This window comes from Vulcanisaeta sp. (assembly GCF_049966235.1).
GTDB classification, from domain to species: Archaea; Thermoproteota; Thermoprotei; order Thermoproteales; family Thermocladiaceae; genus Vulcanisaeta; species Vulcanisaeta moutnovskia.
In genome coordinates, this window is the sequence record NZ_JBMFVA010000007.1 from 50,729 (window position 1) to 66,305 (window position 15,577).

The 15,577-nt window shown below is 40.5% G+C and carries 20 protein-coding genes; 10 read left to right on the top strand and 10 right to left on the bottom strand.

Going from position 1 to position 15,577, the window contains the following annotated elements; genetic code table 11:
- Positions 1 to 3: 3 nt before the first annotated feature.
- Positions 4 to 351 (bottom strand): hypothetical protein, encoded by a 348-nt coding sequence (locus tag ACP5L5_RS06090; RefSeq protein ID WP_013603889.1) that lies wholly within the window; start codon positions 349 to 351, stop codon positions 4 to 6.
- 90 nt (positions 352 to 441) lie between these two features.
- Between ACP5L5_RS06090 and ACP5L5_RS06095 the strand changes: the two genes are divergently transcribed.
- Positions 442 to 1,419 (top strand): Lrp/AsnC family transcriptional regulator, encoded by a 978-nt coding sequence (locus ACP5L5_RS06095; RefSeq protein WP_428762370.1) that lies wholly within the window; start codon positions 442 to 444, stop codon positions 1,417 to 1,419.
- On the opposite strand, the gene ACP5L5_RS06100 is transcribed toward ACP5L5_RS06095, so the two are convergent.
- On the bottom strand, positions 1,405 to 1,830 hold the full coding sequence (locus ACP5L5_RS06100) for a phosphate-starvation-inducible PsiE family protein (protein ID WP_428762372.1): 426 nt from the start codon (positions 1,828 to 1,830) through the stop codon (positions 1,405 to 1,407). The two genes, ACP5L5_RS06095 and ACP5L5_RS06100, sit on opposite strands and share 15 nt — an antisense overlap.
- Before the next feature lie 131 nt (positions 1,831 to 1,961).
- Here ACP5L5_RS06100 and ACP5L5_RS06105 point away from each other — a divergent pair, with 131 nt between their 5' ends.
- Together ACP5L5_RS06105 and ACP5L5_RS06110 are read left to right on the top strand one after the other, a co-directional pair.
- Positions 1,962 to 2,279, top strand: a complete 318-nt coding sequence (locus ACP5L5_RS06105) for a hypothetical protein (protein ID WP_013603886.1) — start codon at positions 1,962 to 1,964, stop codon at positions 2,277 to 2,279.
- Positions 2,280 to 2,284: 5 nt separating this feature from the next.
- Positions 2,285 to 3,355: a V-type ATPase subunit gene (locus ACP5L5_RS06110; protein ID WP_428762373.1), complete on the top strand. Its 1,071-nt coding sequence runs from the start codon at positions 2,285 to 2,287 to the stop codon at positions 3,353 to 3,355.
- Here the strand turns inward: ACP5L5_RS06110 and ACP5L5_RS06115 are convergent.
- The 3 genes from ACP5L5_RS06115 to ACP5L5_RS06125 are packed head-to-tail and all read right to left on the bottom strand — an operon-like array spanning position 3,348 to position 5,118.
- Complete coding sequence (locus ACP5L5_RS06115) at positions 3,348 to 3,485, bottom strand: hypothetical protein (RefSeq protein ID WP_428762375.1); 138 nt, start codon at positions 3,483 to 3,485, stop codon at positions 3,348 to 3,350. The genes ACP5L5_RS06110 and ACP5L5_RS06115 overlap by 8 nt on opposite strands.
- Before the next feature lie 32 nt (positions 3,486 to 3,517).
- On the bottom strand, positions 3,518 to 4,276 hold the full coding sequence (locus ACP5L5_RS06120; RefSeq protein ID WP_428762376.1) for a hypothetical protein: 759 nt from the start codon (positions 4,274 to 4,276) through the stop codon (positions 3,518 to 3,520).
- Between the two features lie 2 nt (positions 4,277 to 4,278).
- A complete protein-coding gene (locus ACP5L5_RS06125; protein WP_428762378.1) occupies positions 4,279 to 5,118 on the bottom strand; it encodes an aldo/keto reductase in 840 nt (279 codons plus the stop codon).
- Positions 5,119 to 5,292: 174 nt separating this feature from the next.
- Between ACP5L5_RS06125 and ACP5L5_RS06130 the strand changes: the two genes are divergently transcribed.
- Positions 5,293 to 5,541, top strand: a complete 249-nt coding sequence (locus tag ACP5L5_RS06130) for a hypothetical protein (RefSeq protein WP_013603881.1) — start codon at positions 5,293 to 5,295, stop codon at positions 5,539 to 5,541.
- A gap of 193 nt (positions 5,542 to 5,734) precedes the next feature.
- On the opposite strand, the gene ACP5L5_RS06135 is transcribed toward ACP5L5_RS06130, so the two are convergent.
- From ACP5L5_RS06135 to ACP5L5_RS06150, 4 genes are all read right to left on the bottom strand, one after another.
- A complete protein-coding gene (locus tag ACP5L5_RS06135; RefSeq protein ID WP_013603878.1) occupies positions 5,735 to 6,070 on the bottom strand; it encodes a TusE/DsrC/DsvC family sulfur relay protein in 336 nt (111 codons plus the stop codon).
- An 81-nt stretch (positions 6,071 to 6,151) separates the two neighbouring features.
- Positions 6,152 to 7,087, bottom strand: coding sequence for a hypothetical protein (locus ACP5L5_RS06140; RefSeq protein WP_428762380.1), 936 nt, complete (start codon positions 7,085 to 7,087; stop codon positions 6,152 to 6,154).
- Positions 7,088 to 7,168: 81 nt separating this feature from the next.
- Positions 7,169 to 8,302 carry a dissimilatory-type sulfite reductase subunit beta gene (gene dsrB, locus ACP5L5_RS06145; RefSeq protein ID WP_428762381.1) on the bottom strand — a complete coding sequence of 378 codons (1,134 nt, stop codon included), beginning with the start codon at positions 8,300 to 8,302 and terminating at the stop codon, positions 7,169 to 7,171.
- On the bottom strand, positions 8,302 to 9,546 hold the full coding sequence (locus tag ACP5L5_RS06150) for a sulfite reductase, dissimilatory-type subunit alpha (RefSeq protein ID WP_428762383.1): 1,245 nt from the start codon (positions 9,544 to 9,546) through the stop codon (positions 8,302 to 8,304). The genes dsrB and ACP5L5_RS06150 overlap by 1 nt, the downstream gene beginning before the upstream one ends.
- A 350-nt stretch (positions 9,547 to 9,896) precedes the next feature.
- On the opposite strand from ACP5L5_RS06150, the gene ACP5L5_RS06155 reads away from it, so the two are divergent.
- Positions 9,897 to 10,253 carry a DsrE/DsrF/DrsH-like family protein gene (locus ACP5L5_RS06155; RefSeq protein WP_428762385.1) on the top strand — a complete coding sequence of 119 codons (357 nt, stop codon included), beginning with the start codon at positions 9,897 to 9,899 and terminating at the stop codon, positions 10,251 to 10,253.
- Here ACP5L5_RS06155 and ACP5L5_RS06160 read toward each other — a convergent pair.
- Positions 10,237 to 10,770 carry a hypothetical protein gene (locus ACP5L5_RS06160; RefSeq protein ID WP_428762387.1) on the bottom strand — a complete coding sequence of 178 codons (534 nt, stop codon included), beginning with the start codon at positions 10,768 to 10,770 and terminating at the stop codon, positions 10,237 to 10,239. The two genes, ACP5L5_RS06155 and ACP5L5_RS06160, sit on opposite strands and share 17 nt — an antisense overlap.
- Positions 10,771 to 10,862: 92 nt before the next feature.
- Here ACP5L5_RS06160 and ACP5L5_RS06165 point away from each other — a divergent pair, with 92 nt between their 5' ends.
- From ACP5L5_RS06165 to aprB, 5 genes are all read left to right on the top strand, one after another.
- Positions 10,863 to 11,666, top strand: a complete 804-nt coding sequence (locus ACP5L5_RS06165; RefSeq protein ID WP_428762389.1) for a respiratory nitrate reductase subunit gamma — start codon at positions 10,863 to 10,865, stop codon at positions 11,664 to 11,666.
- Positions 11,667 to 11,681: 15 nt separating this feature from the next.
- Entirely contained in the window at positions 11,682 to 13,100 is a 1,419-nt protein-coding gene (locus tag ACP5L5_RS06170; protein ID WP_428762391.1) for a (Fe-S)-binding protein, read from the top strand.
- Between the two features lie 123 nt (positions 13,101 to 13,223).
- Entirely contained in the window at positions 13,224 to 14,009 is a 786-nt protein-coding gene (locus ACP5L5_RS06175) for a hypothetical protein (RefSeq protein WP_013603870.1), read from the top strand.
- Positions 14,010 to 14,213: 204 nt separating this feature from the next.
- Entirely contained in the window at positions 14,214 to 15,074 is an 861-nt protein-coding gene (locus ACP5L5_RS06180) for a hypothetical protein (RefSeq protein WP_013603869.1), read from the top strand.
- A 10-nt stretch (positions 15,075 to 15,084) separates the two neighbouring features.
- Complete coding sequence (gene aprB / locus ACP5L5_RS06185) at positions 15,085 to 15,573, top strand: adenylyl-sulfate reductase subunit beta (RefSeq protein WP_048057135.1); 489 nt, start codon at positions 15,085 to 15,087, stop codon at positions 15,571 to 15,573.
- Positions 15,574 to 15,577 lie beyond the last annotated feature (4 nt).

A 15,577-nucleotide genomic window follows, 5' to 3' on the forward strand; every position in this document is an offset into this window, starting at 1 on the left:
GCGTTAAGTCTGGGTTCCATCATAATTACTTAAATCCCTTAATCTCCTCAGTAGTACGTTAGCGGCGCCATTGGGATTCTCCTTGGCTAACTTCCACAACTCCATACTCTCGGTTATTATATACCTAAGCACCCTAGACCTAGTCTTAATGGGTTTAGTACTCTCAACCCTAACATAACCATCACTCGCCAATTTCCCAAGGACTTTAGCCGTCTTTAATATGTCGGAGTGCCTACCATTAAGTCCAGCGAATTTGAGCAATGACCTTGCCTTAATCGTGACCCTCCTGCCCCTGCTCTTACTTATTAAATCAATGAGTGCTTTAACAATTCTTGAATCATACTCCTCCATACAAAGCACACTTCAATTAAACCCTATATAACAGTTATTCACTGAGACACAACGCAAATCTCTTTTAAATAGGGCAAAATAACAGGTACTGTGGAGCTTGATACTAAGTTAAGATCGTTATTAATGGAGCTACAGTATAGCTTCCCAATAGTAAAAAGGCCATTTCTTAAAATTGCAAATAGGCTTAATGAGGACGAGGACTGGGTACTAGAAAAAACAAGGGATTTGTTTCGCAATAGTGTAATTAAGAGAATAGGTGCCCTCGTGAATTATAGATCAAGGGGATTGGTATCAGCATTGGTCGGTGTTAATGTACCTAGTGATTTAATTAATGATGTTGCCAAGGCTATAAATTCTGATGCGCAGGTTTCGCATAATTTCGTTAGGGAGCACCCTAGGTATAATGTGTGGTTTGTTACAAAGGCCAGGAGCAGGGAGGAGTTAATAATGAAGGTTTCCAATACTCTATCTAAATTTAGTATTAATGACTTTGTAATTCTAACGGCTTTAAGGACCTATAAGATAGATGTTAAGTTCGACCTAATGAGTGGCGTATCTCGCACGAAGCCCATGGTATTACCACTTAACGTGCCATCAATAGAATCCGCAGGACTATCAATGGAGTTCTTCAGGAGGTTAAGGTCAATAAACATTGTGAGGGAACCCTTCAATGAAATAGCCAGTTTAGCCGGGACTAGTGTTGATGAGTTGGGGAATTTACTGGGTAATTTAATGAGGATTGGAGTAATAAGGGACTTTTACGCAGCACTGGATTCGGATAGGGTAGGTTTTAGAGAGAACGCCATGGTTGTCTTCAAGGCAACCCCAGAAACCTGTGAGAGGACTGCTTTAATTGAGGAGACGACACACGTAGTACTTAGGGAAGTGACCCTTGGTTCATGGCCCTACAACTGCTATTTCATGATACATGGTATTAATAGGAATGTGCTTGAGGATGCCATAGGAGATATAATGAGGAGACTCGGCGTTAATGAATACGAAACCCTGTATAGCACCAGGAACTTACTGCCTGAAATGCCGAGGAGACTTGAATTAACTAGTATGTGATATAGCCTTTGCCCTATTGACTAACCAATATGCCAACGCAAGTATTAGTATACTCATAACTAGTAATATTCCATAGTCTAGGGAACCGCTGGGCGATGCAATGTAAAGCAGTAATTCTCTTGAGATGGCAGTGAGCACTACGGCTAATACTAAGTCAACAACCACGGTACCTGACCTAATGTACTCCAGAAACATATCAACAAATTCAAGGGCAATAACCACAAGGAATACTGCGGACAAGGCGCTCAGTATTTTTAGATCCGATATTGAGGAGAAGGGCATTAATGATGCTATATCCCTAATGGCGAGGTACAGTGCCACTGCACCAAGAATTACTGTTATGACAATTATCACTAGGTATAGGGCGATACTTATGAACCTGAATATCCTTACAACATCCTTAACATCCACACTGTGAATTTTTGGGGAGATTTTTAAGGCTCTGTCATAATTTATCATTATTAATATGTCATGGATCAAGTCCTCAGTTTCATGAATTATAATGCAATAATATTTTTAAGGCTCTCCCATAGGCGCTTATCGTGTCCTTAGAACGACTTTATGAGATTCTTAGGAAAGTTGATAGTAAGGTTGATGAAGTATATAAATTGAGAGATAGTAGTGATGCTGAGATTGCCAGGTTGATAAATGAGGTTAAGGTTAAGGTTCAGAGCGAAGTTGAGGAGTATATAAAGAGTGTCGTTAATGAGTATAGGGAGAGTAAGTCTAGGGAAATTGAAAATGAAGTAAGCAAGTATTCTGAGCAGTTACGTAAGGAAACTGAGGAGTTCAGAAGGAAGGTAAATGATGCGATTGACAAAACTGTTGATGAGGTCATTAAGTTATTAATCGGTGAATAGGCGAGATGTCGAGTAGTTACGTAATTAAATTGACGGCATTAGGTCCTAGGGTTAGGGGGTTAAGGGCTAGGTACTTAACTAAGGATAAGTTAAATGCATTAATACTTGCTCAGACGCTTGATGATGCAGTTAATGTATTAAAGGGTACTGACTATGGCGATGTGCTTGAGAGGTTAGGTAAAATAGTTGATGAGGCTCAAGTAACTAATGAAATTAGATCTCATGTAATCAAGTCAATAAGTTTATTGGCGTCATCAGTGCCATCACCAGCATCTACAGTATTAAAGTCATACTTAATGAGGTTTGAGCTAGAAAATATCAAGGTTATCACCAAATCGTTAATGAAGAGTTTGGAGAGTGGCGTTTCTCTGGAGAGCTTACTTAATGTGGCTGTTGAGGAGGAACTTGGCAGGAGGCATATTCTAGCTGCCATTATGAGTGTTAGAGATGTTGAGGATCTACGTAATAAGTTAATGGAGTTTCAGCATCCTGCAGGTCCTGCACTCGACGGTTTCCTAAAGGTTAGTAAGCAGTATCCTCAATATAGTATCATGCTCATTGATACGTTCATTGATAAGGCCTTCATAGAGTACTTAATGCATTTAGCAAGGATTGATTACTCGGTTGGTAAGTTCATTAAGGAGCTTGTTGATTACTATAACCTTAATGTGTTTCTAAGGGGTAAGTTGTGGGGTATATCTCAGGAGTTAATTAATGAGTTAGTAATACGTTCAGGCGCGGTGTTTAGTACCGTAATTAAGATCTACGGTGAATCACCTACGAGAATTCTCGAGGAACTAGCCTCAGTATTTGTATCATTAGATCAGTTAATTAAAGTAGCCGGGTCCTCAGATTTAAGGTCGTTAGTTCAGTACCTCGGACCGTTCAGTTATAGGTTTACTAAGGATCTTGAGGATTCCATGATATCATTATTCACAGAATTCTCTCCAGGGGCTTCATTAGCCGCTGTGCACTTTAAGTTTATTGAAAGTGACATGGTCATTGCATTACTGAATGCCTTCTTAGAGGGCATACCTAGGGATTTCGTAGTTAAGCTTTATGGTCCAGTTATTTAATGTTCTTTATATCCTCAACCTTCTTCAGTAACTCCTCCTTAGCCTTATTTATCCTCTCATTTACCTGCTCGAAATACTTATTCACTATCTTCTTTGCTTCCTCCTGGACAATCTCGTTAATACCTGGCATCAAGCCTTGTATATTGGCAAATTATAAATGTTTTATGCCCCATAGATCCATCGCTTAATTTCAGGGATTAATGAAACCATGAGTGCAATTAATGAAGTTAACAGGAGTATTAATACGTAGGTCCTATAGGGATTATTACTAACCGCATTACTGCTCTTTATATACGCGATTGATGTTATAATGGCGCTGTTACGTTCAACGCATGTGCCGTTCACTGATACGTTAACTATAGTGTTTATGCAGGGGCACGATAATGGAACAGCCGGTTTTATTAGTAGGTTAACGCTATCATTGGCGTACGTCGATATGTATAGTGAGTACGTGTATGGGGTATAATCAACGACTCTCCCATTACTTAATACAGTAATTGAAATATACCCACTACCAAGTATTGTTGTATTTATTGTGAGGATGCACGAACCGGGTAGTGTAATGTTAACCCACTTACTCGTTGGGTTATAAATGTTGAATATAACCTGGGTTTGATTAATGATCCTTACGTAATTAACCATTGGTATTAACGTGATTTCGCGGGCGGTTATTGAACCATTACCTAACTTTTCAGGTTGTCCATTATTTACTGATACTAAGGCATTACCAATCACATAATTATTTATCCTAACTACCTGAGGAAATACGCAGGTCGTGTTGTCTCTTAACTCACCGTTTATGCATGTGTAGGTAGTGAGCATGCCCTGGCTTGGCGGTATTACCAGTAGTATTGAACTTACGATTAATAGTAACAACGATATCACTCCCAAATACTTAATAACGTCTAGGTTTCTCGACATTACTAAGCCCTACGGAAGTGATTACTTATTGCATCCCAATCCTCCTTATTTAACCTCCAACCCATTGCACCCGCATTCTCCTCAACATGCTCCAACCTACCAGCCTTCGGTATTGACACAAGATTATCAATACCTATGTACCAATTAAGCACGACTTGTATTGCAGACTTACCATACTTCCTACCAATACTTCTGAGGAACTCATTATTAGCAAATTCGCCCTTCTCAAGCGGCGTATATGCCAGATAAAGCATGCCATTTCTCTGCACGTATGGTATTACTGAAGCCTCATCAACCCTATGAAGAAGGCTATACCTATTCTCCACGGCAGCAATATCATACTTACTAAAGCACTGCCTAGCTCTCTCAATACCCTCAACATCAAAATTACTCAAACCAACAAACCTAACTACACCATCATCTATCAACCTCTCAAAGGCCTTCATAGTCTCGCAAATAGGTACGTCAGTGGCGGGCCAATGAAGTAAGTACAGATCTATATACGTGCCCAGTCTCTCCCTACTCGCCCTGGCCGATTTAATGGCGTCATTATACTTCGAGTGCGTCGGCCATACCTTAGTGACTATGAAGAGTTCCTCTCTTGGGAAGCCCCTTATTGCCCTACCAACTAATTCCTCCGCATGACCACCACCGTACATCTCAGCCGTATCAATAAGCGTCATACCCAACTCAATACCTCTCCTTAATACCTTGACCCAACCCTCGTCGTTTGAGTAATCAGGTGACCAGAAACCTCCGCCGAGCCCCCACGTCCCCATTCCGATTACGGAAACCTTACCATTTATTGATTTTATGTACTTAGTATCCTTACTTAATGGCATGAGCGATCATGAAAGCGCTTTCATGAAGCTTATAAGGGTTATGCCGAAGACCTAATGACTTAGTTCTTGAATTGAATTATCGTATTAATTTAATATTATTCATTATTAAATATATGCATTGATCTAAATATAAAAATCCTTATTAATAAGTTGTGTAATAAGTAAATGATATTTATGGAATTAGGTGATAGAGAGAGGACGGTCTTAAGGATTATTGGTGACGCCTGTGATAGGAAGGGTCAAGACAGTATTAAGCTTGAGGAGGTTTCTGAGCGATTTAGAATAGCTGGTTTTAATATTAATGATGTCATGGACGTATTATATAGGCTAGAGGACTTGGGCTTAATTAGGCTCGAGATAATTGGCTACTCAACAATAATACGCATTACGGATAAGGGTAAGGATGTTTATAGATCCCTATAGTCTTTGCCTAATTAAGGCGTTAAGATTAAAATCATTTTGTTAATTGAATTAAGGGACTTAATCATCATGTTTAAGAAGGGTCTCAATTTCATTAGGGAACCTTACAAAACGGTCAGCAAACTGTTTAATGAGGTAAGTTAGGTTGTAAGGAGGAGATTTTAAGTAAGTTAAGTGTAGAGATTTTTATCGTTTGTTATACGCATCCTGTTGGTTTTGGTGCTCCTGCTACTTTGCATGCTCCGTGAGCTGGTCCGTCTGGGAATAATTCGTATATACTCTCCAGTGTTTCTCCAGTTTCCTTTAGTAACATCTTTATTGGTGGACATACGCCATATGTTTCCCAGTACTGCCTTAGGTACTTAACCACCTTCCAATGTCTCTCGGTCATTTGTTGTACGCCTTCGAGATTCTTAGCCATCCACTCGGCAACTTTCTCATCCCAGATTTCAGGATTTTGCAGGAAGCAATCTTCATCTAACACTACCTTCTTTCCATTAACCTCATACTCACCTGGGCACGTGACTGGCATTTAATCACCCAGGACTGTAAGTACTGCATGGTGTAAAAGGGTTATTACACGTTGCAAGTGAAATTTCATTAATTTTTACAATTAAGTCCTCCTTAACTTAACTCTAAATATACCCTTTGGTATCTCCATTAACGTATGAAAAAGCTTCCTTGCCTCACTAAGACTTAGATTATAGGCAAATCTGATTAATGTATTATCGATCAATATAGCCCTATCCCCAAGTAAGTCCTTATCAGCTCCACCAAGGACCTTCATCTTCAGTATTGTGTAAATCAGGGCCTGGGCACCAAGTAGGTACTCCTTATTCTCATCCATAGTGATACCATATAGGTAATTATGGGTTAGCACAAGTCCTGGATGATGAAGAGTCCTAATCCCCAGTCTTTTACTAACCACATCATTAAGTCTCATAACGCTGGGTCTACACATCAACTTACTGCCTAGGTATTCCACAAGGATTTCATTATAATGATCAGCATGTATTAATATATCGCGGCCCCTAAAGGCACCCAATACCTTAGTTAACTCCCTAGCCCTTAATTCAGACTTGAACTTTATTCTCTCAGTATCGAGCCTTGCATACTTTATTACCCACCTCACTGAATCATCAAAACTCCTCCTAAATAATGCCGAGTTATAACCCCTGTAGGCCTCGGCTATTTTGGTCTCCATGTAGGCTATGTACACCTCCTCATTGCTTATTGATATGCTCGATAATCCACCAGTTATTGCCTTAATTCTAATTTTCATGCTAATCAATCCATAGGGATCAATTGGTATTACCTCAATACCACCTTTATTCAACTCTTTTAGTACTCCATAGAATACTCTGGCATAATTAACATCAAAATACTCAATTTCATAAAGTAACTGATCAAAGTCAATCTCACCATTTAAGTAACGCCTAACACCCTCAACATCAGGAACCTCAACTATGAAAACATCATAATGCTGTGCAATCTCCCTTAAGTACTTCATGTATTCAACACTAGATGGCGATAGGATTATGCTTATCAAATTGAATCACCATTATTTACCCATTGAATGAAAATGGATTATTATTTTATTTTTAAGCAAAATCAATTACCCTATAATCAATTACATATACGTTATGAACTGCCTAACGCCAAAGTTCCACGAAGCCTCCTCGCACCTATTATGCCTAGTCCTCGGTACACCTACCTTGCTCATAAACTCATCAATACTAATCCTATCAATATAATCACCAAGTCTTTCACCAGGCTGGGCTTCTCTCCTCCATACATCGATTATCTTCTTAACAGCAGCCACAATCTCCCTATACTCGGGCGGATTAACCGGTAGCCATGGAATAACCTTATAGGGCAACCTTGGGCCTGTCCCTGTATTGCTTGTCTTACCGCCAACGAATATCGCCACACCAATCTTCGTGGGGTCCCAATCAAAGTAATCACAGACATTCTTACACCTGCCACATGCTATGCACTTCCTCTCATCAACCTCAATGCCCACTGATCCATCCGGCTTACCAAAGACCTTAATGGCACCGACAGGGCATACAGCTGCCACGTCGGGCACCGCCTTCTTAAGGGCCTCGGTGCTAGATGGCAGACAGAACTTAATTCTCTCTGGGTCGGGCTTTGGGGCTTGTCCATAGTGTCCAACAATAACTATGTCGCCAGCTAATGTGCCACCGCACACATTTGTGCAACCGGCCACAAAGACCATTAACTTAGCCGGTAACTTTTCCTCGCCCGTGAAGTACGGCTTTAGGTTATTATAAAGTACCTGGGTTATTGATGGTGCATCAACTACCGCTGTTGTGCATGTTAGGTAGGCAGTGCAGGAGGTTATGTGCCACAGTGATGTTCCCCATCCTCCCACTGGAAAGCCTAACTTCTCGACCTCTTCCTTAATTTTCAACGCTTTATCAAGGCTATCAGTTATGAACTCAATATTCATGCCTCTAGTTGCCCTAACAACACCGAGGCCATACTTATCAGCAATTTCTATAAATTTCTCAAGAGTATCCACACTAACCCTACTATTTGGTGGTAAACCAACCTTAACAGTGAATACCTTATCACCAGTCTCGGATACGTGTTCAATGATCCCATTACCATGGAACTTTCTATCGATCCACCTACCATAATTGCTCCTAATAACCTCAGGTAATTGGGTTGAGAACGGTACTGGCAGTCTCTTATTCATTCTATCCCTAGGTTCAGGAGTTATGGAGAGACTCATGAGCATCACCTCGAACCAGAACCACCTCCGAAATACTCACTCATCACTTGTTTAGCCCAGTTTTCATACATTTTCCTCTCATCATCAGTTAAATTAGTCCCTATAGAAATCCTCAAATGCGATGACGGTGTTCCCTTGGGCTTATTTGGTAGAGTCTTATCAGCAACCTCACTAATGACCTTAAAGCCCCTCCTAATTATCATGTCACCTATCCTATGTCTACGTGGCGCCAACTCCATGTACTTATTAATTAATTCTGTAGCAAATGGAACAACCTCCTCAACTGAGTCTAACAAAGCAACGGCTCTTGCGAGCTTAGGCCCGAAGTGTCCCTGAACATGGGCACCAACGAGTAATGCAATCTTTCTATTCTTGCCTGGCCTTATTGCAGGAAATGCTTTCCTGATGCAATTCATGGCTTTCAGGCACTTGGATCCATCTATATTGAGTTCCTTCTTTTCTTCATTCCAAGTAATGGCCTTTGATGGACATGAATTAACGATCTCCTTTGGATTTATTTTACCCTCCTCGACCATCTTCCTGAACAATCCTTGATCAATTTCAGGAGCACCAACCCACGTACCGATTAATGCAAAATCAGCCCTAGAATTGGCTGTGGCGCAATCCATTGGACAACCACTGAACTTGAACTTTATTTTATACGGGAACATCTGTGTATTTAAATATCTGTAAAACGCCGGGTGCGATCTGATGTAGTCCATGGCGTGTAATGTATCGTATAGTGCGAACTCACATAGGGCTGGTCCAGGACACGCATAAAACTCTCTAAATGTGTCGCCTGAACCACCGACATCACTACCCATTATGGTCCTAATGGCATCCACGGCCTCGTCAGCCTTCTCAGCAATCATATTAAGAACAAGCGCTCCAGTGTTACCGCCAAACTCCATCAAACCTATCCCATACCTCTTAGCGACCTCAACAACCTTTCTCAAGTAACTGGTTGAGTAAAACCTACCGGCAGGTGCATAGGTCCTGAAGTGAATTTCCACGAACTTACCATCCCTACTCCTTCTAGCCAATATTCCACTGAATACATACCTAACTCTGAATGATCCGCTAAGCCATGGGGTGTACTTCCTGGCTAGGCCCTCGGCGTAAGGCTCAAGTGGATACTTCGTCTTCTTAAGTTCTGTGACATAGCTAGGCCAGGGACCCTTCTCAAGGTACTCAAGCATCTTCATGCCTCGTTCCAAATCACTTATCGTTTGAGCAGTCTCTGTACCCATAACTTATCATAGATTGTAAGGGCTATTTATTTTGAAAAGCTTATTACACATAGAACGTGATATTTCTCAGTACATAAAACAAATAATGAAGTGATCATAGTGTAACTTAAAGCTCGGCGCTTTAGTGGGCTCCCTTATTTGGTGGTATGTATTGATGTGTAATGCTACGGTTTAATGAATAATGAAATTAATACCGATAATATAATCTATAAGGTTTCGTTACGATGCATGGAATGTCTCATGGGCAAAGTAAGAAAGCAAGATGATGAAGAAGCTCTATTCTAGATGTAGGTGGCTTACATGGCTTATGTGAAATAAAATCAATTAATTAAGTATTAATGTAAGTACTAATGAGTAGGAATAAGGATAGGGTAATTTTCTTCACAACAATGTCTCCCTCTGAGGAGGACCGAATCCAGGCAGTACTAAGGCTTGCGTTGATTGCCTCCTCATTAGGCTATGAAGCCTTCATATACCTAGCACTTCACTCAGTGGTTATGGCTAAGAGGAATGTATTTGAGAAGTTGAGTAATACCACGAAGGACATGTTGAGGAATGCCATGAAGAGTAATGTTAAGATCATGGCATGCAAAGTGGCCATGGAGGGCTTTAACGTTAAGAGGGAGGAGCTAATTGACGGTGTATCAATTGCGGAACCTAAGGATCTATTTGAAATTGCTAAGGGTTCTATTATTTTCTCCTGGTAGTTTCAATACTATTTAGTAATTCTGATAGATACATCATATAATTAAGCTCTAAATCCTCTATTAAACCTTCCATGAAATTCTCATTAAATAGATCCTCAGTAATAGCCGCCTTTACACCACAAATAATCTCTGCTCTTTCATTATTGGTATCAAGTCTGAGGGGAAATAAAAATGGCGCAATCGATCTATCTCCATGAAGCTCATAACCCAACTTTGTCGTTATTTCCTCAAGATCATTAAAAACCTGGACAATACTGGGAAACTCCCTAAGGCTAACATCCATAACAAGCTCCAGGTCAAGCAATGCAAGCGACACATAATCCTCCTCCCTAGCGGCATTTATCAATATCGGTTCACTACCCTGGGTATATAGTATTAAATTAACCTCCTCACCTGTCGACTTCATTATATCATCAATAGCATCGGAAATGCTGAGTTCCTCCAGGAAGCCGGAGTTCCTGGCCTTATTTACTAATTCCAAGATTTCGTTCCTCTTCCTATCACCTTCACTACTCATTAATTAATGAATTCCCCATTATTTTTAATATTATTTTGCACATGCTACGTGTAATAATATTTTTTATGTTTGATGACTACTACGAATAGAGTATGAACGAGTTTTACCTTGTTCTCTACGGATACATTCCATATGCCGTAGTAGTGATATTCTTAGTGGGCATTATATATAGAGTGGTCACGTGGATCACGGCAAAGGGATTAGTGGGGCTTTACAATGTTAATGTCTGCCTGTATAGAGATGGATGGGGTTCAACAACAATAGAGGTTCTTAAAAGAATTTTCATTTTCTATACATTACCTGGTAGGGATAGGGATTGGTCACTATTCATAGGATCCTTCCTATTCCACTGGGGAATCTGGATTGCATTGATCGGGCATCTCGGCATAATAATCCCAGGTACATACCTGGAAAAGTGGTTTGGATTAACACCAAGTCTTCACCAAGTCATTGCACTATATGTTGGTGGTACTGCAGGTACAATAGCACTAATTGGGTTATTGATCCTAATTGCAAGGAGAATCACTGGTAGAACAATTACTGTAAGGGTAATGAATGAATATAAGGTACGCATTCCTCTACGTATGTTTAGCTTCCTCGATGATTACTTCGCAGTGGCAATACTACTGGCAATAATAGTTCTAGGGCTTTATCAAACACTCGGTATAACACCATACAGTCCAGCCTATGTCGACATAATCAGTAGGTGGATGTGGTCCCTGGTTACGCTTCACCCAAACATCCAACCAATAATTAACTACCCAATACTCCAGGTACATGCATTACTTGCCATGGTGTTTATTGCATATTTCCCATGGAGCAAGATGATGCATCCATTCTCATTCCTCTTCATGCCAACAATAGCAAGACCAGCAATAAAGGTGAAGACCACGTAGGTGAGGTGATGAACTATGTCATTTGACAAGGTATTCAGGGAAAGACCATTCAAGTGGGGTGATGTATCTAACTTCATGCATTACTTGGCGGATGAGAAGCTGGTCTCAAGGCTTCATGAGGCAATTAAATTTAGGCAGCAAGTAACCACTGATGAGGAGAAGGTTGAGTACTTCAGGAGAAGATTACTTGAGGAGTATGAGAATAATAAGAATGTGAGGATGGCTGTGGACGTATGTGTTCACTGCGGGCAGTGCCTAAATGCGTGTCCAACATACATAACGACTGGTGATCCATATAACTCACCCCTTGGGCGTGCTGAGTTGATAAGGGCTGTAATTAAGGCGGATAAGGTTAGCGGTAAATTGTTTGGTAGAGCTGTTGGTGCAGTTAAGAAAATCGACATGAATTACATAAAGAAGATATACACGTATTACTGGTTATGCCTTATATGCAGGAGGTGTGGTTATGCCTGCCCGCTTGGTGTTGAGCAGACTGACGTAACAAGGGCAGTAAGGGGGATACTCTATGAGATAGGCATGGCATCTAGATTTACGGCATTAACAGTAGATGCCCATTGGAAGAGCGGCAATAACATGAATTTAACTCCTGGAGCTGTTAAGTCCATAATCGACTTCGTGGTTAACGAAATCAAACAGGAAAGAGGTATTGAACTTAAGGTTAAGATTGACGAACCTGCCTACGCCCTATTACTACCGTCATCAGCTGATTATTTCATGAACATGGAAACCCTCAAGGGTTATCTACTATTCCTATATGCAATCGGCATAGACTATACATTGAGCACGAAGGCTGCAGAGACAGCCAACTTTGGCCTGTTCCTTCATCCTAAGCATTTGCAGGGCTTGGCTGAGAAGTACGTCAATGTTGCCAGGGAGTTAGGCGTAAAGCTTGTAATTGCTGGTGAGTGTGGACATGCATGGAGGGCGCATAAGAACTATACGTTGCCGAGGCTTAGGGAGTACGGGATAGAACTGGTGCACATACATCACCTGGTGGCGAAGGCCATAAGGGAAGGAAAAATAAAGTTGAATCCTGAGGCTAATGGCGATATAGTCTATATGTACCAAGATCCGTGTCAATATGCCAGAGGAGGGGACTTGACCGAGGAACCGAGATTCATACTAAGTCATGTTGCAAAGAGGTGGGTTGACCCTGAACATAATAGATCATGGACCTGGTGCTGTGGAGGCCAAGGGGGGAACCTAACGGATGAGGTAGTACCGTTAGTTACGCAATATGCAAGGCTTTGGTATGAAGAAGCACTTAAGAAGGATGCACAGTGGGTTATTAGGCCATGTTCAATCTGCAAGGCGCAACTCAGTCATGTTGTTCCTTACCTAAATAAGATGTATGGGAAGGGGATTAAGTATTCGGGGCTTATGGACTTGGTTTATAGAGCACTAGTTATTTAAATGCATCTAAATAGAAATTAATGCTTTTCAACCGAAAAATAACTATTTACATTTTGTTCATTCTCTATGCAATTTTTGCACTAAACAAACGACTTAATAGCAAATGAATACAGGTGGATATTAATGAAGTCTAGTAATGATGTTAGTTCCATAGGTTTAGTTCCTGAAAGTCTTAGGGTAGAACTTCGGAGACTTGTGAATGTTGAGTATGATAATGTAATGAGTGATATGCTCGCATATATAATTATTAGGGGTCCCGTTACATTATACAGGGTCTCCAGGGAAACTCCATATAGTATTTCATCTATTTACAAGAAGGCTAAGTACATGGTCAAGAACAACCTATTGACACCTATGGGATTGAATGGTAAATCAAATGGTAAGCATATATATGAAGTTACTGTTAAGGGGTTACTAACATGCCTAGCGTATAAGTGCCTTGATGACGATATTGTACTAAATAAGCTTAAGATTAGATGGAATTTAAGAAACTATAATAATTACAGGTTAGTATCCATACTCACGGTATTGCCATACATAATTAAGAATGAAAATCTAAGGATAATTGAGAATATAGACACACTAATGATAACTGCATTAAGTGCGCTCGTCAATAATACAATAATAAATAACAAGCTAATTGATGAGTATACAGTAACAAACGTAAAGAACACCTCAATTTACTACCTAGTTAGCAATATCATAAATAGCATGTCGAATAATAAGAAGCCAGATATAATACTTGGTAATAACTCATTCCTTATCGGATACTATAAGAATAGCAAGATACTATATGTATACATATGCAGACTATGTGATAAGAATTGTATACTAACATACGCATCATGCGATAATCATTGCCCATTAATCGCTGAACTAAGTAAAGATATGATAAACCTAGTAAAATAATTAGGATATTAATAATATATTCCAAAATTATTATATATTACCATGAATATTAATAAACTATTATATATTATCATTGATTAAAATCCGAATTAATATTACATTTATTAATATTCGTGGTAATATATAATAATTTATTCGTAAACATATAAACTTTCACAATCTATGTGAAATAATTCTTTTTTTAACTAAAGTAATATGATGCTGATGCTCGAGCTATACTTACCAATACCACACTTGTGGATAATATATGGCGCCATAGCACTTGTTATAGAGATGGTGATTGGCTTCGCAATTGAAATAAATCGAGGTATACTAGCCCTATCACACTTAAATAGTATGTTGCCCATAAAGGGACCCACAAGGAACTGGGGCTCAGCAGGTGCATTTATTGCTGGGCTAATTACGGCGTTCCTATATCCATTCTATGGTGCACCCATGACATCTTGCCACACACAATCCACATACCTAAGCAAGCCCAAGGTTAAGGCGCTCGCTCATGCACTTGTTTGGTGGGGGTTCGTGTTTGCCGCAATATCAACAACGCTAGGCTTTATCTATGACGAGTGGGTGCCAAGTGGTGTTCCAGGTCTCGTGGCCTTTATACCAGGCGGTAAGCTTGGCCCTACAGGTCCGTATGCGGTAATAGGAACTGGGGCAGTTGGCGGTATCCTAATTGTAATTGGTTTTATAATCATGATGGCAATTAGGTGGCAGGGCACTAGATCAGTAAGTGAACCTGCGGTTACGGATTTCTTCCTATGGACTACATTCTTTGTTGCACTAAGTGGTTTTGGTATAATGGGTGTTGAACTCACGGTTCCAACCAACTACTATGCATTGGCCACGGCGTTTAGTGTACATATATTTCTCGTTGCGATGATGTTCGCGACAATGCCTTGGACAAAGTTTGGCCACGCCATATACATGTACATATGGCAATTATACGATAGATACAGGACTTGGAAAGGTGTGGAGCCTAGGCTACTTGGTCCATGGAGCGGTGAATTAGCAGAGAAAGCACTGCATTCTCATCATCCAGGTCATACTACTAAGGTGAGGTCCTGAGGTGGTGGACATGCCCTCCTACGTAATTCCAGCTAAATGTACGGGTTGTGGGGACTGCGTTAACGTATGCCCAAGCCACATAATGAAGTTCACAAAATCAGGTATACTCGGTAGGAAGGCCTATAATGCAGAACCAGAGTCCTGCTGGGAGTGCTATAACTGCGTTAAGCACTGTCCACAGGGTGCTGTTCAGATAAGAGGTTACATGGACTTCACGCCACTTGGTGGTGCCGTTGAGGTCTATAGGGATGAGAAGACGAATAGAGTTTACTGGACGATTAGGTATAGGAATGGAACTGTTAAGTATTTCGTGTTCCCAATAAGGACCACACCCTGGAACTCAATAAAGCCACCACATGAATACCCAGAACCATCTAAAGAGCTCCTGAGGACTCCATACCTGTCCTGTGAACATGAAAAGCTTGGTGGCAATAAACTCGGTGTTGAATTACCCAAGATGAAGGTTCCAGAAGTTGTTAAGGTTGAGGTGAGGGGGTGAGAGT

Coding starts and splice junctions, on each gene's coding strand:
- ACP5L5_RS06090 (WP_013603889.1), bottom strand. CDS start 351: ATGGAGGAGTATGATTCAAGAATTGTTAAAGCACTCATTGATTTAATA.
- ACP5L5_RS06110 (WP_428762373.1), top strand. CDS start 2,285: ATGTCGAGTAGTTACGTAATTAAATTGACGGCATTAGGTCCTAGGGTT.
- ACP5L5_RS06115 (WP_428762375.1), bottom strand. CDS start 3,485: ATGCCAGGTATTAACGAGATTGTCCAGGAGGAAGCAAAGAAGATAGTG.
- ACP5L5_RS06120 (WP_428762376.1), bottom strand. CDS start 4,276: ATGTCGAGAAACCTAGACGTTATTAAGTATTTGGGAGTGATATCGTTG.
- ACP5L5_RS06125 (WP_428762378.1), bottom strand. CDS start 5,118: ATGCCATTAAGTAAGGATACTAAGTACATAAAATCAATAAATGGTAAG.
- ACP5L5_RS06130 (WP_013603881.1), top strand. CDS start 5,293: ATGGAATTAGGTGATAGAGAGAGGACGGTCTTAAGGATTATTGGTGAC.
- ACP5L5_RS06135 (WP_013603878.1), bottom strand. CDS start 6,070: ATGCCAGTCACGTGCCCAGGTGAGTATGAGGTTAATGGAAAGAAGGTA.
- dsrB (WP_428762381.1), bottom strand. CDS start 8,302: ATGCTCATGAGTCTCTCCATAACTCCTGAACCTAGGGATAGAATGAAT.
- ACP5L5_RS06150 (WP_428762383.1), bottom strand. CDS start 9,546: ATGGGTACAGAGACTGCTCAAACGATAAGTGATTTGGAACGAGGCATG.
- ACP5L5_RS06155 (WP_428762385.1), top strand. CDS start 9,897: ATGAGTAGGAATAAGGATAGGGTAATTTTCTTCACAACAATGTCTCCC.
- ACP5L5_RS06160 (WP_428762387.1), bottom strand. CDS start 10,770: ATGAGTAGTGAAGGTGATAGGAAGAGGAACGAAATCTTGGAATTAGTA.
- ACP5L5_RS06165 (WP_428762389.1), top strand. CDS start 10,863: ATGAACGAGTTTTACCTTGTTCTCTACGGATACATTCCATATGCCGTA.
- ACP5L5_RS06170 (WP_428762391.1), top strand. CDS start 11,682: ATGTCATTTGACAAGGTATTCAGGGAAAGACCATTCAAGTGGGGTGAT.
- ACP5L5_RS06175 (WP_013603870.1), top strand. CDS start 13,224: ATGAAGTCTAGTAATGATGTTAGTTCCATAGGTTTAGTTCCTGAAAGT.
- ACP5L5_RS06180 (WP_013603869.1), top strand. CDS start 14,214: ATGCTCGAGCTATACTTACCAATACCACACTTGTGGATAATATATGGC.
- aprB (WP_048057135.1), top strand. CDS start 15,085: ATGCCCTCCTACGTAATTCCAGCTAAATGTACGGGTTGTGGGGACTGC.